Below are 22,736 nucleotides of genomic sequence, written 5' to 3'. Positions count from 1 at the left end.
TTAATGACGTTAGATAATCAATCTGTGCCTAATCCTGTCGGACGTTGGTTCCGGCGTTATATCGTATCATTCCTAGCTGATTTGCGACTGGCGATCGCACTCCTTCTCGCGATCGCTCTTTTCAGTATCAGTGGCACTGTTATCGAACAGGGTCAGTCTCTCGCCTTTTATCAAGCCAATTATCCCGAAAATCCCGCTTTATTTGGTTTCTTAACCTGGAAAGTTCTCCTATTCTTAGGATTAGATCATGTTTACCGGACATGGTGGTTTTTGTCAATCCTGGTTCTGTTTGGCAGTAGCCTCACCGCTTGCACGTTTACTCGTCAATTTCCCGCTCTCAAAGCCGCCCGTCGCTGGAACTATTACCAAGAACCGCGTCAGTTTCAGAAATTGGCACTCAGCGCTGAACTAGAAACGGGTTCCCTGAATTCCTTATCCCAACTGCTACAAGCCAAGCGCTATCGGGTATTTCAAGAAGGAGATAGCCTCTACGCCCGCAAAGGAATCGTGGGGCGGATTGGTCCGATTGTGGTTCATGCCAGTATGTTGATTATTCTGGCTGGGTCAATTTGGGGCGCGATGACGGGATTTATGGCACAAGAACTGGTTCCCAGTGGTGCAACCTTTCATGTCCGAAATATTATTGATGCCGGTCCTTGGGCAAAATCTCAGGTTCCCCAAGATTGGGGCGTTCACGTTAATCGCTTCTGGATTGACTACACCCCCGAAGGCGGAATTGATCAGTTTTATTCCGATTTATCGGTGGTGGATAACCAGGAACAAGAAATTGACCGAGAAACCATTTATGTGAATAAACCCCTGCGCCATCAAGGTGTCACCTTCTACCAAACCGACTGGGGAATTGCGGCGGTGCGCGTGCAGTTAAATAACAGTCCGATTTTTCAGTTACCCATGGCGAAACTGGATACCCAGGGGAATGGGCGCATCTGGGGGACTTGGATACCAACGAAACCGGATTTAAGCGAAGGTGCTTCGCTGCTGGCAAAAGATTTACAGGGGACGGTTTTGGTATATGATGCCCAGGGACAATTAGTTTCCACAGTTCGTTCTGGAATGAGTACCCAAGTGAATGGGGTAACGTTGCGCCTGAAGGAATTAATCGGCAGTACAGGCTTACAAATTAAAGCTGATCCGGGCATTCCGATTGTGTATACCGGCTTTGGTTTGCTCATGGTGGGTGTAATTATGAGCTATGTTTCCCATTCGCAAATTTGGGCATTACAAAAAGGCGATCGCTTTTATGTGGGGGGTAGAACTAACCGCGCCCAGGTATCCTTTGAGCGAGAAGTGATTGAGATTTTAGATCGCTTGCATGAGGATAAATCAACGCCTGACGTTCCGTTACAAGATAGCGAAGGTGAAAGCCCCTATGTTTCAGTCAGGGGATGAGGGTGAAAAGCTCCCCCTGTATTAGTTTTCACCTTAAGTTGACACCAATGGGCACTACTCCGGGCGGGTTTTCGGGCTTATTCAATGATTAAGAATTAGCTATTTATGATCACTCAACTTGAGCAAAAAACCTATACCCCTGAAGAATATTTAGACTTTGAAACGGCTTCCACAGAACGCCATGACTATATCAATGGAGAAATCATTCCAATGACAGGTGGAACTCCTGACCATAATGAATTATCCATCGGTCTGGCGGCGTTCTTGAAATTAGCATTACGGGGGAAAAACTATCGCATCTTTGCTACAGACCAGCGACTGTGGATTCCCGATGCTAATCTCTATACGTATCCCGATGTCATGGTAGTGGAAAAGCCGTTGCAACTACAAACGGGACGCACTGACACGATTGTTAATCCCTGTTTTATTGGTGAGGTTTTATCCAAGTCAACCCAAGACTATGACCGTAGTGGTAAGTTTGTCGCCTACCGCACGATTGCCAGCTTTCGGGAATATCTGATTATTGATCAGTATAGGATTCATCTGGAACATTATGTGAAAACGGCGGCGAATCAATGGCTGTTGTCAGAGTATGATGATCCCACAGTAACACTGTCGTTGAATGTGTTTGATTTTCAACTTAAAATTGCTGATCTCTATGAGAATATTGAGTTTAACGACTTAAGTTGAATGGCACTGACTTAAGGTTGGTGGGCAATGCCCACCCTACGCTATATCAAGAGTTTTGGCTCGCCAAAAATGCTTATTTTAGTGCCATTTGACTTAAGCTAGTTTGTAGTTGCGCTGTCTTCGCCATAAACACTCCCATGGGAGTAGAGCGGGAAAGCACAAAATGTTCAAGCTCTCCCAAGGAGTTGGGTTTCGCTATCGCTCTACCCAACCTACAAAGGTGACTGATTTCGCGGATTTTTATGAGTGTTGAGTATGTAGGGGCGGGTTTCACGACCATCGTTTTGGTTGCGCCCAGATGTGACTAAACCCGCCCCGACTCAGGTTTCTGCCTTATTGTTCCATCCTCCCTAATTCCCCTGCACAAAATTCATCAATATCGCTGACATCGGGATGGGTGCGGAGATAGTCCCGTAACCAGTCGCAACCGCGAACCAGCAAGTCGTCTAACGTCTCGATGCGCCATAAGCGCACGGTTCCGTCAGATGAAGCGCTGGCTCAGCCGCCTCTAATTCCGCCTTCAGTTCAATGCAGTCCGCCTCGGTTAAATTCAACCCATCCGCCAACCATTGATTTGCTTTCTCCTTAATAAACGCCGCCAACTTTTCACGGCTAATATTAAACTGACTACTAACGCCCCAACTTTCCAGATTACGGGCAAACTGCATCCATTGAGACTTAACCGAATCCGTCACCCAAACCACAACCGGAAACGGAAAATGCTTACGAAACTCTTCGCGCACCAAATCCGCCCCCGCCAGCATCGTCTCCAGAGATAGCACCGACTCCAACCCCAAAACCATCAGCGCCCCCGGTTTATCCCCCTGCAATTCCCCCTGAATCCGTTGATATAGGGCGGTATCATCAGGGTTTAGCGTAATTGTGCGAATGTCCGCCAAAGAGGAATCCTGGAGGCATTGAATCAGACGCGATCGCAGACTGTCATAATTACATCGGGCAAAAATCAGCAAAAACTTACCCTGAAAGGCTTCCAGCGCCAACGCCAGTTCCTCTAATTCCGTTTGATTCTCCGGTGTAATATCAGGTAGCTGCGACATCGTTTCCTTCGTTCGCTCGTAGTAGGCACTTTAGTACCCTAATCGCTTCAACACTTACCCTAAAATTCTAAGCAACATTATCCGACATTGGGGATTAAGCAAAGGGCGACCCGATAAATTGAACAAATACACCGCTAGTTTAACTTCAAATGACACGAAAACCTCACGATCAATTTGCAAAGCAATACCTAGAGGAATTATTAGCCCCTCTAGGAAACGTCGAAACCAGTCGGGAAATATCCCCCGAAATCCGCCAAGTTGATGTTTGGTTTGTGCCAACACCATCACCAGCAACAGCACCCGAAAACCTGGGATTACTGGGGCGAATGGCAACAACCGCCTGTCTATTGGAACCCTTCCGCAATCCACCCAGCCCCGCCGAGGTACTCGACTGCCAAAGCAAGTTAAACTCAGTACGCAGTGAAATGCGGCGAAAAGCCAGACGAGAACGGACTTCATTTCCCGAAACCGATTGGCCCCACTTGTGGATTCTCTCACCCTCTTGTTCCACAAGATTATTAAACGGATTTGGTGCAAGACTGAATCAGTCAGGAAACTGGGGAGACGGTGTATATTTTCTGCCAGAGTTCCTGAAAACAGGATTAATCGCCATCAACCAACTGCCTGTCACTGAAGATACACTATGGTTAAGGGTTTTGGGAAAACGCGGAACTCAGAAGCAAGCGATTGATGAATTGGTTGCTTTACCCCAACAGAACCCCTATCGGCAGACAATTTTACAGATTCTGGCAAACTGGCGTATCACTATCAACGAAAGCGACAATTTAAGTGAACAGGACAGGGAATTGCTCATGAACTTATCACCAGCTTATTTAAAATGGCAAGAAGAAACCTTAGAACAAGGCAAGCTTGAAGGGCAACGCCAAATGGCGGAAAACTTCCTGCGAGTGCGATTTGGGAAACTTGACCCAGAATTAGCGAGCGCGATCGCACCCATGTTACAATTACCCCCTCAAGAGTTGACTCGGCTGTTATTTAACCTTGAACGTGAGGAACTCTTACTGTGGTTTGGTAATCTGCCGATTCAAGACGATACCTCACGACAAGAAGCCGTAGAACGGTTTCTGAGAGTACGATTTGGGGAACTTGACCCAGAATTAGCCAGTGCGATCGCCCCCATGTTACAGTTATCTCCTCAAGAGTTAACTCCCCTACTCATTACTCTTTCCCGTGAGCAATTGTTAGAACGATGTTCTCTCCTTTGAGAGCGCGATTAACTTCCTGAATTGTTGTATCCAGTGATTCCCTTAATCTGGCGCGTAATTCTTCTTTAGCAAGCATCGTTTAGAGAGAAAAGTGAGAGTTGTTCAAATTTAGGTGTTTTGAGTTGGACAATCTTATTTTCTAAGATACAATCCATCACCCACCCAGCCATAACAGGAGGAATGGCATTTCCGAAAAGAGCATATTGATCATAGATAGATATCCCAGCACAATGTTCATCTGGAAAGCCCTGAATGCGAGCATATTCTACATTAGTCAGACGGCGGAACTGATTGCCAATTTTATAACGCTCATAGTGCCGACTCGTTGTTGAAGTAAGCGTAGGTGCAACACCATCAATACCAAAGACGGTATAACCCATTCGCGCTCCTCCACTTTGATTGTAGAGAATTTGTACACCTTGAACGAAATCATTCACTGGGGTACTATTTTGTAAACGGTCTAACGTAGACTCAGTAAAATCAAATTGGCTATCGACATCTGACTCAAGGACTGCCCGTAATGGAACGATAGGTGTAGCTGGATAAAATTGGGTAAAATCGTAGCCGAAAAAACGACCGGCTTGTGCTAGTCCCCACGTCGGAAATCTAGTGCCGTGGTCTTTGATTTTTGTCCACCATTCAACATTAGTCAGGGTTTGAAACGTTGAGTAGGATAACTCAGCGATATTTTCAGTTGAGACAAGTCGGATATTGGGTAAATTATCCTGTGTATCCTTTTCTAAAGCACCTAAAATGACCACTCGCTGACGATTTTGAGGTAAACCAAAATGCATAGCGTTGACCAAACGCCACTCAATCCTATAGTCTAAATGAGCTAACTCATTGAGTATCGTGGCAAAATGCGTCCCTTCCTCCATAGACAGTAAGCGTTTAACATTCTCTAAGATAAAAAACTTGGGCTTGTGGTTTTGCAGGACATCAATAATCACTTGAAAAATATGACCGCGTGGATCTCGAATTCCCTTTTTTTTGCCAGCACTACTGAACGGTTGACAGGGAAAACCAGCCGTTAACAGATCATGAGGCGGAATTTTATCAACGAGTTGATAAATATCACCCGGATGTAGTGATGTATCTCCAAAGCGATCGCGGTATACTTGACAGGCTTTCGGACAACGATCATTTGCCCAGATTGTGGCTATATTTCTCTGATCCGCTGCTATCCGGAATCCTCCAATCCCGCAAAATAACTCAACGGTTGTACAGATAGGTTGCTGAGGCATAGAATGAAGGTAAATGGTACTCTTGACAAAGGATAAATGACTCATCCCCTTAATTCCTTGGCATCTGCCAAAATGGGATTAATATCAAACCAAGACTCGCCGCGATCGCGATATTCAAACACCAACCGACTATAAATTAATTTCTGATACCCATCATCCCCACTCACTTTCTTCCGTTCCCGGACTTTTCGCAATAACCCCCATTCTTTATCATCAATCGGAAGCGTCATTTCATTGCGACGGCTGCGAATCAAAACCTCTAACGTTTCACGAGTCAACCGCCCTTGTTTAAGATCCTTCTTCAACCACTGGATCAACAGTTGTAATAAATCCCGCACATGACCACCACTGACGCGACACAAGCGGTCTAAACTATCCGGATGGTCATATTGATATCATTTTCCCATCAATACCTTTTCATATAGTTCCCCCGCCCGCTTCCAGGTATATTTCTGCTCAACCAGCGATCGCCCATTTTCTGAGAGTTGTTTGCGAAGCTGACGGTTCTCAAATAACCGACTCACGGCATACACATATTCGGCAGTTTCATTTGCCCGTAATGCCCGCAGGGGGACATCTCCGCCATCGACGGGCAATCCTTCTAAGCCGCGATCGCTCGCCACCACAGGCACTCCTGCTGCCATTGCTTCTAGGGTTTTGTTTTTAATCCCATAGCTAGTCCGCAGGGGAATCACACAAACTGTTGCCTTATGCAAATAGTCTACGATTGAACTCACCTGACCTGCCACCGTAATTCTCGGACGTTCCTGCAACTCTAACACCTCAGGTACAGGTCTGGCGCCCACAATTTCTAGGGTTGCTTCTGGATACCGTCGTAAAATCTCTGGAAACACGTCTAAGCTGAAGAAACGCACCGCATCAATGTTTGTCGGGCTATCCATAAGACCCACAAACACTAATCGATGTCCTCCAGGATCAGAGACACGCTTCGGAAATTGCTTAAAATCGACCCCATTGGGAACTAATGTGATCTTACCCTCTGGTTCGTAATCCTCAATCTGACGCCGATCGGTGGGAGTAGCGACGACAATATTGGTAAACTTGCTGCAATATCGCTCTTCATAGCGGCGCAGTAGGGGTAAATTTAATTGCTCTCGTAGCTGCTTATCCGCTGGTTTCCCGTCTAACTGATGGCGCTGCTTCCGATAGAGGGAACTATGAATATTGACGACGGTTCGCAACTTCTCTCGCCATTGGGGGCGAACATAAATTTCATTCATACTATGTTCGCAGGTAATGACTTCAAAGTTTCCTGACTCGATTGCCTGATTAACCCATTCCTGCATCTCAGGAGAGTAGTGCTTCAAGACACTCTGAGGCGTTCCTTGTTGCAAGAATGTACTCAAGCGCTGCATTGTTGATCGCAGTCCGCCGTTGCTCTCTGAGAGGTTGGGTTGAGGGAAAACGACGAGTTCTTCGACCCACTCCTGCAATTTTTCTAAGTTAGTCTCTGGAATATCATCAGTGCGTTGAGTCACCAGGGTAATCTGATGACGCTCACTGAGCGCCTTGAGTAAGTTAAATGTTCTAACCTCAGTTCCGCTGCTGGTGGGTGGATAGGGAAATTTGGAAGAAAGGATGAGAATTTTCATAAAGCTTCAGATTCCCGCTAAAATAGTCATAAATTCGGTTTTATCGGGATTAATGATGAATTGAGATGGCATTTATTAAATTTTCCTAATGGATTATATCTATTTCATCAAACAGCTTTACCTGATTATATAAGCATTTTCAGATTTTAATCATAAATTATTTATATAGATAATTTATTGTTAATTTTTGATCACAAATTATTGATTGCTCATTTCTTGAGGCGGATATCTTTACGCGAAAATTAAATCTATTTGTACGCCCCTCAAGATGTTGGCGCTTTGTGTAGGCTGTGCTGTTCTCACTACTCTATCAATCCCTTCTGCCCTAATTGAATCAAGGGCGCAAGAGTGATGCCCCCATGCACGGGTATTTGGGGTAGGTGGTTCACTTTCCATAAATGACTTGTTCATAAAGCTGGGCAGCTCGCTCCCATGTATAATGATTCTCAATAAACTGGCGTCCATTTTGTGACAATTGCTGTCTCAGTTGAGACTCTTCAAATAGGCGAGTCACAGCATCGACATACTCGGAAACCGAGTTTGCCCTCAATGCTCTTAGTGGTACATGGGGACTATCAACCTCAAGTCCTTCCAAGCCGCGATCGCTCCCTACCACAGGTACGCCCGCAGCCATTGCCTCTAGGGTTTTGTTCTTGATCCCATACCCCGTTCGCATGGAGACAACGCATACCGTGGCTTGATGTAAGTAGTCTGCCATAGAAGGAACCTGTCCCGTTACCGTAATCCCAGGACGATTTCCCAGCGCCAATACATCAGAGGTTGGACGTGCGCCAACTAGGCTTAAGGTTGTGTCTGGATACCGTTGTTGAATGGTGGGGAATACCTCTAAACTTAAGAACGTCACTGCATCAATATTGGCTAAATTATCCATCGCGCCGATAAAAGTCAAGCGATGTCCACCGGGATCAACAGTTCGATAAGGGAATTGGCTAAAGTCTACACCATTGGGAATCACGGCAATTTGACTGGAGGGATTAAATGCCTGAATTTGTTGGCGATCATCATCCGTTGTGACCACAATATGGGAAAATTTAGCACAGTAGCGCTGTTCATAGCGATAAAGCAGAGGCAGATTCAAGCGATCGCGCCAGAGATTTTCACTTGTACCCGTTTGCAACTGATTACAGCACGAGGCGTACACCGAACTGTGGACATTGACAACTGTTCGCAGTTGTTCTCGAAACTCCGGACGCACATAAATCTCGTTAACGCTATGTTCGCAGGTAATCACATCAACCTTACTCTCCTTGACACACTGATCAACCCAATCTTGTAGTTGTGGAGAATAAATCGAGAGGACGCTGGGAGGAATCCCCTGCTGTAAAAACTGACCAAAGCGCTGTAACTTTCCCCCTACTCCACCCTTTAAATGGGTTTTTTCCGGACGGGGAAATACGACTAATTCCGCCACCCATTCTTGCAACGCTTCGATTTCTGTATCTGTGACATCATCCGCCCGTTGAGTCAGTAACCTAATTTCATGAAGCCCACTCAGGTGCTTGAGTAAATTAAATGTTCTAACCTGGGTTCCTCCTCGGGTAGGGGGATAGGGGAACGTAGCAGAGAGCATGAGGATTTTCATTATTCGTCATTAGTCATTGGTTATTGGTCATTTGTTACCGCTATTGCTATCTGTTCAGTCTACATACTTAATTCATTTTCGATATGCCCAATAATTCTTAAAATCAAAACTAGGTCGGGGCGGGTTTAGTCACATTCATTGTGAGGTTAGAAACGATAATAGTGAAACCCGCCCCTACACAAATTTCACAATTTATTACTTTTTACTTATTACTTTTTTCTTCAACCATCATCCGCACAATATCAGGCATTTTATACTGGGCTTGCCATCCGAGTTTTTCTCTAGCTTTGGCAGGATTCCCACGACTGACCGCTAAATCGGTCGGTCGGAACAAACTCCTATCCGTTATTACATAATCTTGCCAATTTAAACCGACGCAATCAAATGCCGCGACCACAAATTCTTCTAAAGTGTAACTCTCTCCTGTGGCAATCACATAATCATCGGGTTCCTCTTGTTGCAAGATTTTATACATCGCCTCGACGTATTCAGGCGCCCATCCCCAGTCTCGTTTAATGTCAACATTGCCCAGATACAGCTTTTCTTGGCTACCTTGGGCAATCCGAGACACTGCCGAAACAATCTTTTGTGTCACAAATCGTTGGGGTCTAAGGGGAGACTCGTGATTGAAAAGAATCCCCGAACAAGCAAACAAGCCGTAAGCTTCCCGATAATTTGCAACTTGCCAAAAGGCAGCTGATTTTGCCACCGCATAAGGACTTCTGGGGCGAAATGGGGTTGTTTCATCAGCCGCTTTTGTACCAATATCCCCAAAACATTCACTCGAACCCGCATTATAAAATTTAATGGGTTCACCCGTAAAACGAATCGCTTCTAAAAGATTTAACGTACCAATAGAAATACTTTCTAGGGTTTCTACGGGTTGCTCAAAAGATAACCCCACTGAACTTTGTCCCGCCAAGTTATAGACCTCATCCGGTTTATTTTTCATCAGGACTTGCAGAACGCTGCGAAAATCGGTGAGGGCGGCGGATTCTAGTTTCACTTGGTCACGGATACCCAAACAAACTAGATTTTTAAAAGACGACATTTGAGCATCCCGTGACGTACCACAGACGCTATAACCTTCATTGAGGAGTAATTTAGCTAGATAAGCGCCATCTTGACCCGATACGCCGCAAATTAGTGCTTTTTTCATGATTCGTCATTTGTCAATTCAAAACTAGGTTCCCTTGAGCGAAGCGAAGGGTCAACACTCTCGCACTCAGTCAGGGCGGGTTTAGTTACATCTGGTGCAAAGGAAACGATAGTAGTGAAACCCGCCCCTACAGACACGCTATGGCACGTCTCTACATTGCTCCTGTGCGCCTGTGTTCCCCGTTCCCTCATAATTCAGCTCTCATCTTTGGGTTTGATTAGCATAGCTTGAATGGCGGCACTTAAGTAACCAATCTGCCCATAAGCATAAACTAGATTATCAAACCGTTTAGCTGGGTCGGTAAAATATTTCGCTGATTTGTAGAGTCCGCGCACAATTCGCTCTCCTCCGCGTCCGAGTTGACCCATACCTGTTCGACCAACAAGTTCTTCCCGGTAACATTCACTAATCCCTTGCCACCAGCCACGCTGCAAAAACCAGCTCCGTTTGAGGCGTTCTGGGGCAACATTGTGGGCGGCGACAGCATCGGGGATATAGGCGACTTGCCAGCCCTGTTTGAGGGCGAGTTCAGTCATGTACAATTCTTCGTTGGATAATAATTTTTTGCCTTTGCGCCCTAGATTGGGATCAAAGCCGCCAATTTGTTCCAAGAAGGTACGCCGGATGGAGTAGTTTAAGCCTCGGGGTGTTAGACCGGGTTCTTTGATATAAACTACGCTATCTCCGAGATCATAAAGTCCGAGATTGCCTGCGAGTTCTGGGGATATCCAGTTGGGGGGTTCGACGCCGGGGGGCCAGATTAGGGTGACTTTACCACCAGCTATTGCTAGTTTGTCATTCTGTTGATAGGCATCTAGGAGAACGCTCAGCCATTGGGGACTAGCGACGGCATCATCATCTAAATAGGCGAGAATAGGAGCAGTGGTTTCTTTTGCGCCGGTATTGCGTGCCACGGAAAGACCGATGACGGGTTCGTAAACGTATTTTAGCTGGGGATGGGAGATTCGGGCTTCAACAATCTCACGAGTGCGATCGCTAGAGGCGTTATCGACCACTACAACTAAAAAATTATCACAATCTTGGGCTAATAGGCTATCGATGGCAGCGCCTAAGTAAGCATCTCGGTTGTGAGTACAGATAATCGCAGCAATCTGAGGCGTTGGCATAACTATCGGGGTGAGTCGTCGCTAGGGAGTCTAAATAGAATGGTACTGAAAATTTACATTTTGGGAGCATCAAAACCCTTGATATACTGTCGGGTGGGCCCTTGCGAAGTCGAAACCCACCAGCATACCAGTCAGTGACATTCAGTCTAAATAAGTAGGTAGGCACAATAAAAGTTAACGGTGGAGAACTCGCTTCGCGAGGAGCAAGCTACGTCCTTTTTAAGAGTTTGAGGCTTATTTTCATAACTTAATACGGTTAAGTTTATTGCCACCAACCTCCTTAGCTCTGTTGTAACACAAGAATCCGGCACATCGGCAAATAGGCGTTACAGGATAAGCGATGGTGCAGGCTCCCTCGCGATTTATCCGAGGGATGAAACCGAATGAATTTCGACAAGCTCAATTGCCCCTCGGCGTTTAGCCTAGCAACTTTAGTTGCTTTTCTCCTTTCTCGCTGTGTTATACTAATAGTAGCGGTAAAGCGCACATAAAAAGCGAAGTTGGTCTAGCGGATTTTTATTTCTTAGTATCCGGAACCCTGGTAGCAGAAATCCTAAATCTTGTAAAGTAAGAAAGGTTAAAGCGAGAATTCGATAAATCTCGATACATTTTAATCATGTAAGACCTGTGAAGGCATTGGGATACCGTGGGACACACGGAAATTTAAGCTTGAGGAGTGAGTTAAAAAGGCTCAAGTATGCTCTCTCCAGACCAAGGGAAAACCACTCAACTTGGTGAGCGGATGACCTAAGGCAAGATCAGCCCAAGAATCACCCGCGTTTTAACCGCGTGAGTGTCAAGCTGTCATTCAGAGGGGGCGGGTTTAGTCACATCTGGGTGGCAAGTAACGATAATGGTAAAACCAGCCCCTACAGGCTTCAAAATTAAAAAATTCTTCACAACCACTCAATTTTATCCGCTTTTTCATCAAGTTGAGTTTGGCGTTGCCCGAGGTCACGATACCAGCCGCCGTACAGATTAATGGGAGTCTTAATTACATCCACAAAGGAGGCTTTGCCTGTAATAATTTGTCCGCTAGTTATTGGTAATTCTTTGAGCAACCAACGACTGATTAAATATAAAGATTTTTTTGAGGTTAATTTTGGTTGCAATTCGACGCCGTGCAGTTCGTGTAAGTATTTATTAGAGCGCCCATAGCGTTGCCATTGGCTGCGGAATTCCCGTAGGTTGGCGCGGTGGCGGTGTTGAACAATGGCTTTTTTAGCAAAGTTAAGTTGCCATTGAGTCTGGCGCTGAATTCGCCAACAAATATCAGCATCTCCACCCGTTGTCATGTAGGGACGGAATAAGCCTACCTCTTGTAATGCTTGGCGACGAATGGCTAAATTAGCGGTTTGACCGTAGGGGCAAAAAGAGTGTTCTATGGTATGTTTTTGGCTTAAGGTTCCTTGACGTTCAGCATGTTTTTCGAGCCAATTTTTACCGGGTAGGGCGGAAATTTCCCCCACGACTAATCCGATTTGGGGATTGGTAAAGGGTTGAACCAAGAGACTCAACCACTGGGGAATGGGGCGACAATCGGCATCGGTAAAGGCTAGAATTTCACCAGTGGATGCTTTTATGCCTGTATTGCGAGCCGCGTAGGAACTTTGAATCTGGTTTTCGCTGAGGGGGTGAAGCGTGATACCTTGAGCTTTGGCGTCTTGAGCGGCTTGTTGCAGTATCTCAGGTGTGCGATCGCGGCTATTATTGTCTACGAGTAGGTATTTTACCTGATCCTTGGGGTACGTTTGGCACAATAGACACTGGATTAAGTCGGGTATGTCGGCTGCACCGTTGTAGATGGGAACAATGACGGATACCTTGGGGACAAAGGAGGGATGAGGTTGGCTATCGGTGGTGCGATCAAGAGTCATCTGATTAAGCTAAGTAGGTTGTTATTTGTCTTATGTCTTAGGGTTGATGTCACCACTCTCGCCATCGGTTATATTCTCCTGCATAATCCGTTGCTCTAGCCGCCCTGGCATTTTACTGGAATGAGTTAAGCTTTGGGGAAAACCTAAAACGTTGGATGTTCCTGTATGCAATGCATGGGTATTTATACCTTAGCTAATGATGCTGTATATGACCAACTCGTTGGCTTACTCAATAGCATTGAGGCAAATGTGAGTCCAGATATTCCTGTTTGCGTTATTCCCTATGATACTCAACTTAATCGAGTGCAGGAAGAATTAGACGCTAGAGCTAACGTCACCCTGTTTGATAATTGGGACTCTATTCAACGTTGGGAAGCCTTTGCACATCAGGTTTGGGCGGCACATCCTCGGGCAGGTCAAAAGTATGTCAAACGTCCTCACTGGTATGGTGGTCATTTACAGAGAAAATTTGCCGCGTTTGATGGTGATTTTGACAAGTTTGTATTCTATGATGCTGACAGTCTGGCAATGAAATCCCTCGACACTGTGTTTAAAAAGCTCGATCAGTATGACTTTGTATTTGATGATTGGGAACACAGAAAGCCGAATCCTGTAACAGCTTTAAATATTTCTGTTATTGAAGCCTCTGGTCGGTACTCAGAAGCCGATATTCGCCCCAAACTTCATTGCGGGAGTTTCTTTGCTTCTAAACGAGGCTTTTTTGATGTTCATACAATTGAGCGACTAAAGAAACTATTAATTGAACAGCAGGAAGTTAAATGGATAAATGGGAATGACTGGTGGGGGGAAGTCAACTTGTTTAATTATATGACACTCCGGTGTGATTATTCATTGTTTAACTTTACCCTCAGTGATAATCCCCAAGAGCGAACAGGGAACTGTGCTGATGCTGATTCCTTTGTTAATATTGATGGCATTCTTTATAATGCACAAGGATTAAAACCTATTCACCGAATTCATTATATGAACTATTCTCATCAATATTTTGCGCGTCTGAGTCAAGGTGAAAATGTAAGAATTCCGTATCAGGATATATTTTTAGAGTACCGTTTTCGGCAAGATCCTCAGCAAAAACCAAAAACACTGACCTCTCCAAACTGGCTAAAAGAACAAAAAAACAAGCTTAATCAAATGACAAAAATGATAAAAGTTAAACTTTATCGTTTATTTCAAAAGCGATTATAATCTATATCAATCGATTATTTAACTTACTGGATTGACTATGAAGCGTGTCAATATAATAATGGTAGATAATAAGTTTGGTTTAAGTCGGGACGCACGTATTCTCACTGAAGTCTTGCAAAAGTCTAATTTCAAAGTTACTGTTTTTGAAGTCGGCAAACCTACACTTGACCATAAAATTCAGCGTCTATCAACCTATGTCGAGCGGTTTACTAGGGAATTGAGCAACAAAAATCCCCCCTATGATATTAACCTGTTTTTGGAGTATGTTATCCCCTCTTGGTTTCCTTATGCTCGCCTCAACTGTTTAATCCCAAATCAGGAATGGTTCCGAGACGAGTGGCGTCCTTTTTTAAATCAGTTTGACTACATCCTTTGTAAAACTAAATTCGCCCAAGCCATTTTTGACAAATTAGGCTGCCAAACTAAATTTATTGGCTTTACCAGTCTTGACCAATTCAACCCTCAATCCAGCAAAAATTGTGATAAGTTTTTCCATCTGGCAGGTAAAAGCGCTCAAAAAGGCACAAATACAATTATCAACCTATGGCGGCATCATCCAGAGTGGCCCCCCCTAACTATCCGGCGGAATTGGCAAGAGCCTGACTCAATGAGTACAACTAATATTGAGTATATTACTCATTATCTGGATGATACAGTATTAAGGGAATATCAGAACAGTCATGGTATTCACCTGTGTCCTTCAGAAGCGGAAGGTTTTGGTCATTTGATTGCCGAAGCGATGAGCTGTCGTTCAGTAGTAATTACGACCAATGCACCACCGATGAATGAGTTGATCGCAGCAGATAGAGGGATTTTAGTGGATTATTCTCTGGCAAATCCCCAGTGTTTGGGGATCAATTATTACGTGGATTCCCAGGCATTAGAACAAAAAATAAACGACGTTTTAGGAATGGATTACATGACAAAAAAAAGATTAGGCGATAATGCTCGTGATTGGTATCAACAGAATGATAGTTTTTTTCGGCGCAGAATTGTTGATGTCCTCAATAGTATTTAAATGAATGGCAAAAAATGGCTTGGCATCAGGTTAGCCATGTTACGAAGGATAAAAGAGTGATTTGTAACCGGGCAAAACTCAGATGCCTCTGCTCAAGCTATTCCCTGTAGCCTAGTTCCTATTCCCCTACCGAATCTATTATGTCTAAAGTTAGTGTTTGTATTCCTACTTACAACCGTGCCAACTATCTGGTTAATTCGGTTAATAGTGTTCTGAGTCAAACCTATAAAGATTTTGAATTAATTATTTGCGACGATGGTTCAACTGATGAGACGCCGACAGTTGTCAGTCAGTGGGATGATTCCAGGATTCGCTATATTCGCCATGATAATAATATTGGGCGCAGTAAAAATATGCGTTCTGGATTTGATGCCGCACAGGGTAATTATTTTATCAAATTTGATGATGATGATGCCCTAACGCCGGAGTTTCTAGAAAAAACGGTGGCAGTATTAGATGCAGAACCCAGTGTTGATTTTGTCTGTACGAATCACTGGGTTATTGATAAACATGGAAATCGGGTGGAGTCAGCGACGAAAGAGAATGCGGCGAAATGGGGAAAGGATAAGCTGAAGCCGGGAATAATTCCTGATTTAATGCGACAAACCTTTCAATATCAGAGTTTGCAGGTGGGTTCGACGTTGTTTCGTCGCGCCTGTTTGCAGGATGTGGACTATATGCGCCCAGCAGCCGATGGTTGCGAGGATTTTGATTTACTGGTACGGTTAGCGATCGCGCAGAAGCAGGGGTATTTTTTGCCAGAGTATTTGATGGAGTATCGTTTCCATGGGGGACAGACGAGTTTAAGACAGAATTTGCATTTTCTCAAGGCTAAGGTTTTTTGTATTGATAGTTATCGATTTCCGGATCAGGAATTAGAGAAACTAAGGATACAAAAATTAGCTTGGACAAAAGAAGCTTTGGGATTACGGTTAATTGAAAATGGGGATACGGTTCAGGGACGCCAAATGTTGCAAGATGTAACGGAAGTGATTGGCAGTTCTCGGAAAGCGCAATTGGGAGTAATTTTGTCCTATTTACCCCTAAGTTTACGCCATGCGGCGTTGCAGGTGTTTCGTCAAATGCGTCCAAAAGATTATACCGATCAGGTGCGAGAAGTGGGTTAAGCCTTTCTGGGGAATGGAGAGTGCGATCGCACAGTTTGTAGTAAGCGCTTCAGCGCTGCTAGCACGCTTCGTGCTGACTACAAACCTAACTGATGAAGACGTTGATACCCTTGCCGTTGCGATCACCCCTCAAGCTAAAGTAGAATTAACGATAGATGAGGTTAAGCATTTCCATGGAAACCAAGGAGCTAAAATTTCTCCTGAAACTGCTAGGATGTCCGGACTACCGTTCTCCACTGTCGGCAAAACCATTCAATAGTATCAAAGGCAAAAACAAACTTGTCCGCGATTTAGAAACCCGGGGTTGGCTCGATTTCTCCCGTGAAATCGCATCGGTTAAAATTTTACCACCCGGTCGCGCTCTGTTGAATGTGGAACCGGATCAAGTTCCCCTCTCTCCCAGTGAACTTAAGGTACTCAATAGCATTGGTAAAGCGTCGGGAAAAGTCAAACCCAGTAAAATCGATGTCAACTCGTTGAAGTCAGCCGAACGCGATGCTATCTTACAACGCTTCGATGAACGGGGATGGATTGAAGTAGAAAAACAACTGAAACGCCAAAAGGCTGAAGTGTGGATGACTCAGCGCGGACTCGATCAGCTACGAGAGGATTATATCCCGAAAAAAGGCACAAATCCAGTGATTAGTTTAGAACTGCTGGGGAATTATCTGCTGTTTTTGCGAAAATCACTTCCGAGTCAAGTGAATCCGTCTGTAACTGTCACCCAACCCAAACCTTCGTTGAGTTCAGAACCTGCACTGACCCGGAAACCAACAGATACAGAAATTTTACAACTGATTCAGCAGTTAGATAAAGAATTAGGAACCGACAATTATTTACCCATTTTTCATCTGCGTCAAAAATTACAACCGCCCTTATCGAGGGATGACTTAGATCAAGCCCTCTATCGCCTGCAACGGGAAGACAAAATTGAGTTGAGTTCATTAGTTGAGGCGATGCACTATACCTCAGGACAACTTCAAGCTGGGATTCCTCAAGAAATTGGGGGATCTTTATTTTTTATAATCGTCAACTAGCAGACAATTTCTTCAGTATACCCGCTAATTCCGTTTGTAATCACTTCTAAAGATAATCATGGTAACTATTGATGAAATTATAAAACGAGAAGTCAACCCCTTTGATCCCGTGACTTTTAGAACGGGGAACTTTTGGTTAGCAGACAAGCAAACAACTGCCACGGTTGATTCAATTCACCAAGAAGTAATTAATCAGGTGACTGATTTTCTCAGATTAGTAATCAGAGATCAGTATACACGAACGGTATTGCTTGAGGGAGATTCCGGTTCAGGCAAAAGTTATTTATTAGGACGTCTTAAGAAAAAGCTTAACCCTTACGCTTTTTTTATCTATATCGCTCCCTGGATAGATAATCAGCATATTTGGCGACATACGTTGCGCGAAATGGTAGATAGTCTGATGAAAAAGCCGGAAGGCAAAAATGATTCTCAGTTAATCCTTTGGTTGAAAGGATTATCTGCCTTTCGAGATCGCAGCATGATTAAGAAGATCCTGGGGGAACGGGGACTTTTTATTCGCAATTTTAGAAGCACTTATCCCTCGGGTATTTATCAGGCAAGAGATTTCTTTGGTGTATTGTATGGTCTCACGAATCAGGATTTATATTTTTTGGCTTGTGACTGGTTGCGAGGAGAAAATTTAGATCGAGATGACCTCAATGCATTAGGGGTTAATCAGCCTATCGATAATGAAGAAGCCGCGCGGGGAATAATCGGCAACTTTGGCAGAATTTCAGCATCGACAAAACCCATTGTTCTCTGCTTCGATCAAGCGGAAATGACACCGAAGTTTGCTGATGGAATTCCCAACTTACAATCCTTATTTAATCTTAATAGAACGTTCCACAATCAATATCTTAAAAATATTCTGGTTATTATCAGCATTGTAACGAATCAATGGAAGGTGAGTAAAGAACGTCTCGAACAATCCGATTTAGCCGGAATTGAAAAACAAGTTCGTCTAAAATCAATAAACCTTGAACAAGCTGAAGCCCTGTGGATAACCCGACTCTATTCCCTGCATGATCAAGCGACTCCTAAACCCGACTCTCCCCTTTATCCTCTCCAGAAACAAGCATTGGAGCAAAAATTTCCTGGGGGTAGAGCCAATTTGCGAAATGTATTAGGACTTGGCGGAGAATTATTTATTGAACATAAATTAGGTCATAAACCACCAATAGAAGATGCCGTTGCCACTTTTAAATTAATTTGGCTTAAAGAATTCCACAAAACCCAACAAAAAGTCGAGCGAATTCGTCAATTTTCATCGGTTGATCTGACACAAATGTTGCAACAGGCAATGAACGCCTTGCAGATCAACACTGACCCTCATCTTTTAAATCATGCTAAGTATAGTAGTTATTCCTTCAGTTATCAGCATCCCGATAAAACTGAACGACTAGGAATTTTCTGGAACGAAGAACCCAACATGACAAGCTTCAATGCAGCGATGAACGCCTGCGAAAAAGACCTGAAAAAAAACTGTTGTGATACTCTGATTCTGGTTCGAGCCGAAAAACTGGGTCAAGCCAAGAATAAAGGATATAAACTATTCAAAAAACTCTTCAACGGCTCACCGCATCGTCATCTTACCCCCCATCTCGACTCTATCCATTATCTGAGAACCTATCAGCTTTTAGTCAACTCCGCCGGTGCTGGGGAATTAGTCATTCACCAACAAACCCTCGATCTCCCTACGTTAGAAAAATTGATTCGAGACTCTCACGTTTTACAGAATTGTCCATTGTTACAAGACTTAGGACTTGTATCTAAACCCATTACTGATCCTGATCCCGATTTAGGAAAAATCAAAGACTTTATATTAAACCTCGTCAAAACCCAATTTATGATTGGACGGCAAAAATTAGTTGATTTAACCATGCAAGACTTCTCCCATATCGATGAATCCCAAATCAATCAGCAAATTCAGACACTCTGTCAAGAAAACCAAATCACCCTCATCCCCCCTGACGCCAAACCCCAAGATCAATCCGTCTGCTGGAAACCCCCAACCAAAAACAACACATCCCCCTAACTTAAATAATCCTGACTCAAAACTCGTCGTCAGCAACGTCAACATTTCTAACCCAAAACGAGCAACAATAAACCTCACTTACCCCTCTGCGCCCTCTGCGCCTACCTCTGCGTTACTCTGCGTTTAAAAAAATCCTCCCATGTACCTCACCACCCCCAATGAAATCCGCCAAACTATATCCCAACTCGCCACCTATCCAATTCTCTGGCTAGACACAGAAGTCGCCGACTGGCAAACATCAAACCCCAGACTCTCCCTAATTCAAATATTAGCAGATCCCACAGACAGAACCGGCGATCGCGCCTATATCTTCGATGTCCTCGATAACCCCGATATCGTCAGGGATTTCGTCACTCAGATTATGGTTAACCCCAACATAGAGAAAGTATTTCACAACGCCAGCTTTGATCTAAGATTTCTCGGCGGGAGCCAACAAGCCCAAAATATCACCTGTACCTTCAAACTCGTCCGGAAACTCACCAGAAATTCCCGCCAAAATCCCCTGCAAGTCTCCAACAAACAACTCAAAACCCTCGCTGTTGAACTCTGTCACTTCACCAAGGTTGATAAAACCGAACAAAACAGTGATTGGGGACAGCGCCCCCTCACCCCCAAACAACTGCACTATGCCAAAATGGACACAGTTTATTTGGCTCATGTCCATCGCCATTTATTACAATTAAAACAGCAGCCTATCCCAACCCCAGTAGCGATGACACCAAAGCGGCGAACAAAGACATCAGAACATCCTCCCTTCAGTGCAACCAAAGTGCGCGTGGCGTTTGAATGTCCGCGCTTATTCTATTTAAAACAACATTTTAATAGCAACACTCTCTTTATTCCACCCGGTCAATCTATCGGAATTGGCACTGCTTTTCACACCTTAGCACAACAGTTTATCCAACTGGCTCAAGAAGATTCCCAGTTTTCCGACTTATTAGAACCTGCGGCGGATCAATTAAATATCGAAGATGTCGCCACGAAGATGCAGCAGTTATTTTATCAACGTGTATTTTTTCCCTACATCGAATCCCATCCCGAAATGGCAACAGTATTGCCAAAACTGTGGCAAGGCTTAACCGCTCTAATTCAGCGTTGGGTCGAATTATTAGTAGCGAATCGCCGCTATTGTCTGCATCAAATGGTTATTAAGCAAACCTTTATTTTAGAAGAGAATAAGCTTAGTTATCACTTTAGTCTACCTAATGGTACATCCCAGGAAGTGACAGGCAGATTTGATAGTTTAGTGTTTAATTTTGAACGCAATCGTCTCTGTTTAATTGATTATAAAACCTACGAACCCGTTGACCCATCCGCGCAGTTAGCTCAAGTGGCACTTTATGGTTATATGCTACAAAAAACGAAAGGGGTGCTAGTTGATTCAGCGGTGTATTGTGTTCTCCCAGAGTTTAAGGAGTATGCGTATTCGTGGGAACAGTTGGAAATAGCTGTCCATGAGTTGATTCCCCATAAGTTACAGCAAATGCAGGACTGGGTGAGTTGGCAACAGACTCATTCAAATCCGCCGCCGCTCACGTCGAATACTCACTTGTGTGATATCTGTCCTCAACAGGAAACCTGTCAAACGTACTTTGAAGTCACGAGTACAGATACACAGCCTAGGAAAGGGGAAGATGAGGGGATTTTTGATGGTGCTGAAGTGTCTACGACAAAGGCTGATGGTGCTGAAGTGTCTACGACAAAGGCTGATGGCGCTAAAGCGCTTACTACGAACAGTGATGGCGCTAAAGCGCTTACTACGAACAGTGATGGCGCTAAAGCGCTTACTACGAACAGTGATGCGATCGCGCAACAGTTAGTCGAGACGTTACAATCCTTTAAGATAGACGTTACCTGCGTGGGAACCGCCGTAGGTCCAGCTTTTATTCGGGTGAAACTGAAACCGAGTCTGGGGGTAACGGTTAACAGGTTGCTGAGATTATCGGCTGATTTACAGGTACAACTTGGGATTACTCATCCTCCCCTGATTGCGCCGCAACCTGGCTATGTTAGCGTCGATTTACCGCGTCCAGATCGACAAGTGGCGCGGCTTGAGAATTATATCACATCCCGGACGCCATCAGCCCATGCCCCCGTAAAAATTGCCATTGGTGTGGATTTAGATGGGAAACTCGTCGAAGCCGACTTATCGGATGCGAATACCTGTCACTTTTTGGTGGGGGGAACAACTGGAAGCGGGAAGAGTGAATTTTTGCGATCGCTGCTGCTATCCTTACTCTATCGCCATTCGCCCCAACAGCTTAAAATCGCCCTGGTTGATCCTAAGCGTGTCACCTTTCCCGAATTCGCGCAAATCCCCTGGTTGTACGCTCCTATCGTCAAGGATAGCGAAGATGCGATCGCGTTGATGGAAAGTTTAGTCACAGAAATGGAACGGCGTTATCAGCGATTTGAGCAAGCCGGATGTTCTCACCTTGATGCTTATAATCAACGACATAATTCACCTTTACCTCGTCTTGTCTGTATCTTTGACGAATATGCTGACTTTATGACCGAAAGAGATATCCGTAATGCTTTAGAATTGAGTATCAAACGATTAGGTTCAATGGCGAGAGCGGCGGGTATCCATTTAATTATTGCTACTCAACGCCCAGAAGCGAGAGTGGTTACTCCGATTATCCGTTCAAATTTGCCGGGGCGAGTGGCGTTGCGGACAGCTAGTGAAGCGGATTCCGAGATTATTTTAGGCGGGAGACAATCGGAAGCGGCTTATCTTTTGGGGAAAGGAGATTTACTTTATAAAGTTGGGGCGAAGTTGCAGCGGTTACAGAGTTTATTTGCCCAAAGGATTGAATTGTGAAGGAGAAATTATATTTTTTTAACGCTCCAGGTAGCAGAGGGAGTGCGAGACTGTAGGGGCGGGTTTTACTATTATCGTTTCTTTTTGACCCATAAGTAACTAAACCCGCCCCGACTAACTTAGGTATTTAATCTTAGTTATTCTAACTGAGGATTCACTATTATACTTTGCACGGACATAACTTGAGGTTTACTGATACCTATATAGTAGTGCGACAAAGTTTATTTTTGACCCAGATGCGACTAAACCCGCCTCAACTAACCTACTTCATAAACCACCGTAGAAGGCAGATTAGAGTATGATATAACCATCGTCAATACAACCGTAAGCAACCCCGGTCTAAAGACACGGAGCTTTAGCCAAGTAAGTTAAAGCTGTGCTTACCAGCCTAAGTGCTAAGCGCACTACGTTATCGGCAAGTGTTAAAGACCTACCAGTAGATGCGATAGCCAGTCTACTGCTCTAGAACCAAAAAGTTAAACAGT

17 protein-coding genes and 1 pseudogene are annotated in these 22,736 nt (G+C 44.4%); 9 read left to right on the top strand and 9 right to left on the bottom strand.

Features of this window, described 5'->3' with window-relative positions:
• Positions 1-3 precede the first annotated feature (3 nt).
• Entirely contained in the window at positions 4-1,410 is a 1,407-nt protein-coding gene (locus RID09_RS02335; protein ID WP_446334343.1) for a cytochrome c biogenesis protein, read from the top strand.
• Between the two features lie 105 nt (positions 1,411-1,515).
• Positions 1,516-2,100 (top strand): Uma2 family endonuclease, encoded by a 585-nt coding sequence (locus tag RID09_RS02330; RefSeq protein WP_446334342.1) that lies wholly within the window; start codon positions 1,516-1,518, stop codon positions 2,098-2,100.
• Between the two features lie 333 nt (positions 2,101-2,433).
• Here the strand turns inward: RID09_RS02330 and RID09_RS02325 are convergent, their stop codons facing one another.
• Both RID09_RS02325 and RID09_RS02320 read right to left on the bottom strand, forming a co-directional pair.
• A complete protein-coding gene (locus RID09_RS02325) occupies positions 2,434-2,574 on the bottom strand; it encodes a hypothetical protein (RefSeq protein WP_446334341.1) in 141 nt (46 codons plus the stop codon).
• Positions 2,547-3,158, bottom strand: a complete 612-nt coding sequence (locus RID09_RS02320; protein ID WP_446334340.1) for a hypothetical protein — start codon at positions 3,156-3,158, stop codon at positions 2,547-2,549. Before RID09_RS02320 ends, RID09_RS02325 begins: the two co-directional genes overlap by 28 nt.
• Before the next feature lie 149 nt (positions 3,159-3,307).
• Between RID09_RS02320 and RID09_RS02315 the strand changes: the two genes are divergently transcribed.
• On the top strand, positions 3,308-4,384 hold the full coding sequence (locus RID09_RS02315; RefSeq protein WP_446334339.1) for a hypothetical protein: 1,077 nt from the start codon (positions 3,308-3,310) through the stop codon (positions 4,382-4,384).
• A gap of 65 nt (positions 4,385-4,449) precedes the next feature.
• On the opposite strand, the gene RID09_RS02310 is transcribed toward RID09_RS02315, so the two are convergent.
• From RID09_RS02310 to RID09_RS02280, 7 genes and pseudogenes are all read right to left on the bottom strand, one after another.
• The gene (locus RID09_RS02310; protein ID WP_446334338.1) at positions 4,450-5,628 is read right to left on the bottom strand and encodes a DNA cytosine methyltransferase; all 1,179 of its coding nucleotides are present in this window, start codon (positions 5,626-5,628) and stop codon (positions 4,450-4,452) included.
• A 41-nt stretch (positions 5,629-5,669) separates the two neighbouring features.
• A pseudogene (locus tag RID09_RS02305) lies at positions 5,670-6,017 on the bottom strand (ATP-binding protein); the annotation flags it as partial.
• Between the two features lie 6 nt (positions 6,018-6,023).
• Positions 6,024-7,241, bottom strand: coding sequence for a glycosyltransferase family 4 protein (locus RID09_RS02300; RefSeq protein ID WP_446334337.1), 1,218 nt, complete (start codon positions 7,239-7,241; stop codon positions 6,024-6,026).
• A 385-nt stretch (positions 7,242-7,626) separates the two neighbouring features.
• Positions 7,627-8,844 carry a glycosyltransferase family 4 protein gene (locus RID09_RS02295; RefSeq protein WP_446334336.1) on the bottom strand — a complete coding sequence of 406 codons (1,218 nt, stop codon included), beginning with the start codon at positions 8,842-8,844 and terminating at the stop codon, positions 7,627-7,629.
• A gap of 202 nt (positions 8,845-9,046) precedes the next feature.
• Complete coding sequence (locus RID09_RS02290; RefSeq protein WP_446334353.1) at positions 9,047-10,006, bottom strand: GDP-mannose 4,6-dehydratase; 960 nt, start codon at positions 10,004-10,006, stop codon at positions 9,047-9,049.
• 191 nt (positions 10,007-10,197) lie between these two features.
• Positions 10,198-11,130, bottom strand: a complete 933-nt coding sequence (locus tag RID09_RS02285) for a glycosyltransferase family 2 protein (RefSeq protein WP_446334335.1) — start codon at positions 11,128-11,130, stop codon at positions 10,198-10,200.
• Positions 11,131-12,026: 896 nt separating this feature from the next.
• Positions 12,027-13,007, bottom strand: coding sequence for a glycosyltransferase (locus tag RID09_RS02280; RefSeq protein ID WP_446334334.1), 981 nt, complete (start codon positions 13,005-13,007; stop codon positions 12,027-12,029).
• A 165-nt stretch (positions 13,008-13,172) separates the two neighbouring features.
• Between RID09_RS02280 and RID09_RS02275 the strand changes: the two genes are divergently transcribed.
• From RID09_RS02275 to RID09_RS02250, 6 genes are all read left to right on the top strand, one after another.
• Positions 13,173-14,213 (top strand): Npun_R2821/Npun_R2822 family protein, encoded by a 1,041-nt coding sequence (locus RID09_RS02275; protein ID WP_446334333.1) that lies wholly within the window; start codon positions 13,173-13,175, stop codon positions 14,211-14,213.
• A gap of 37 nt (positions 14,214-14,250) precedes the next feature.
• Positions 14,251-15,231, top strand: a complete 981-nt coding sequence (locus tag RID09_RS02270; protein ID WP_446334332.1) for a glycosyltransferase — start codon at positions 14,251-14,253, stop codon at positions 15,229-15,231.
• Positions 15,232-15,371: 140 nt separating this feature from the next.
• Positions 15,372-16,358, top strand: coding sequence for a glycosyltransferase family 2 protein (locus RID09_RS02265; RefSeq protein ID WP_446334331.1), 987 nt, complete (start codon positions 15,372-15,374; stop codon positions 16,356-16,358).
• Positions 16,359-16,531: 173 nt separating this feature from the next.
• Positions 16,532-17,395 (top strand): transcription factor RcaD, encoded by an 864-nt coding sequence (locus tag RID09_RS02260; RefSeq protein ID WP_446334330.1) that lies wholly within the window; start codon positions 16,532-16,534, stop codon positions 17,393-17,395.
• 58 nt (positions 17,396-17,453) lie between these two features.
• Positions 17,454-19,430 (top strand): ATP-binding protein, encoded by a 1,977-nt coding sequence (locus tag RID09_RS02255; RefSeq protein ID WP_446334329.1) that lies wholly within the window; start codon positions 17,454-17,456, stop codon positions 19,428-19,430.
• Positions 19,431-19,569: 139 nt separating this feature from the next.
• A complete protein-coding gene (locus tag RID09_RS02250) occupies positions 19,570-22,251 on the top strand; it encodes a DNA translocase FtsK (protein WP_446334328.1) in 2,682 nt (893 codons plus the stop codon).
• Positions 22,252-22,736: the final 485 nt, after the last annotated feature.

Source organism: Coleofasciculus sp. G1-WW12-02, assembly GCF_040219735.1.
Taxonomy (GTDB): domain Bacteria; phylum Cyanobacteriota; class Cyanobacteriia; order Cyanobacteriales; family Coleofasciculaceae; genus Coleofasciculus.
This window is presented reverse-complemented; position numbering and strand designations above follow the sequence as displayed.

Bases quoted from the DNA above. Each gene is read 5' to 3' on its own strand.
- RID09_RS02335 (WP_446334343.1), top strand. From the start codon at position 4: ATGACGTTAGATAATCAATCTGTGCCTAATCCTGTCGGACGTTGGTTC.
- RID09_RS02330 (WP_446334342.1), top strand. From the start codon at position 1,516: ATGATCACTCAACTTGAGCAAAAAACCTATACCCCTGAAGAATATTTA.
- RID09_RS02320 (WP_446334340.1), bottom strand. From the start codon at position 3,158: ATGTCGCAGCTACCTGATATTACACCGGAGAATCAAACGGAATTAGAG.
- RID09_RS02315 (WP_446334339.1), top strand. From the start codon at position 3,308: ATGACACGAAAACCTCACGATCAATTTGCAAAGCAATACCTAGAGGAA.
- RID09_RS02310 (WP_446334338.1), bottom strand. From the start codon at position 5,628: ATGCCTCAGCAACCTATCTGTACAACCGTTGAGTTATTTTGCGGGATT.
- RID09_RS02300 (WP_446334337.1), bottom strand. From the start codon at position 7,241: ATGAAAATTCTCATCCTTTCTTCCAAATTTCCCTATCCACCCACCAGC.
- RID09_RS02295 (WP_446334336.1), bottom strand. From the start codon at position 8,844: ATGAAAATCCTCATGCTCTCTGCTACGTTCCCCTATCCCCCTACCCGA.
- RID09_RS02285 (WP_446334335.1), bottom strand. From the start codon at position 11,130: ATGCCAACGCCTCAGATTGCTGCGATTATCTGTACTCACAACCGAGAT.
- RID09_RS02280 (WP_446334334.1), bottom strand. From the start codon at position 13,007: ATGACTCTTGATCGCACCACCGATAGCCAACCTCATCCCTCCTTTGTC.
- RID09_RS02275 (WP_446334333.1), top strand. From the start codon at position 13,173: ATGCAATGCATGGGTATTTATACCTTAGCTAATGATGCTGTATATGAC.
- RID09_RS02270 (WP_446334332.1), top strand. From the start codon at position 14,251: ATGAAGCGTGTCAATATAATAATGGTAGATAATAAGTTTGGTTTAAGT.
- RID09_RS02265 (WP_446334331.1), top strand. From the start codon at position 15,372: ATGTCTAAAGTTAGTGTTTGTATTCCTACTTACAACCGTGCCAACTAT.
- RID09_RS02260 (WP_446334330.1), top strand. From the start codon at position 16,532: ATGGAAACCAAGGAGCTAAAATTTCTCCTGAAACTGCTAGGATGTCCG.
- RID09_RS02255 (WP_446334329.1), top strand. From the start codon at position 17,454: ATGGTAACTATTGATGAAATTATAAAACGAGAAGTCAACCCCTTTGAT.
- RID09_RS02250 (WP_446334328.1), top strand. From the start codon at position 19,570: ATGTACCTCACCACCCCCAATGAAATCCGCCAAACTATATCCCAACTC.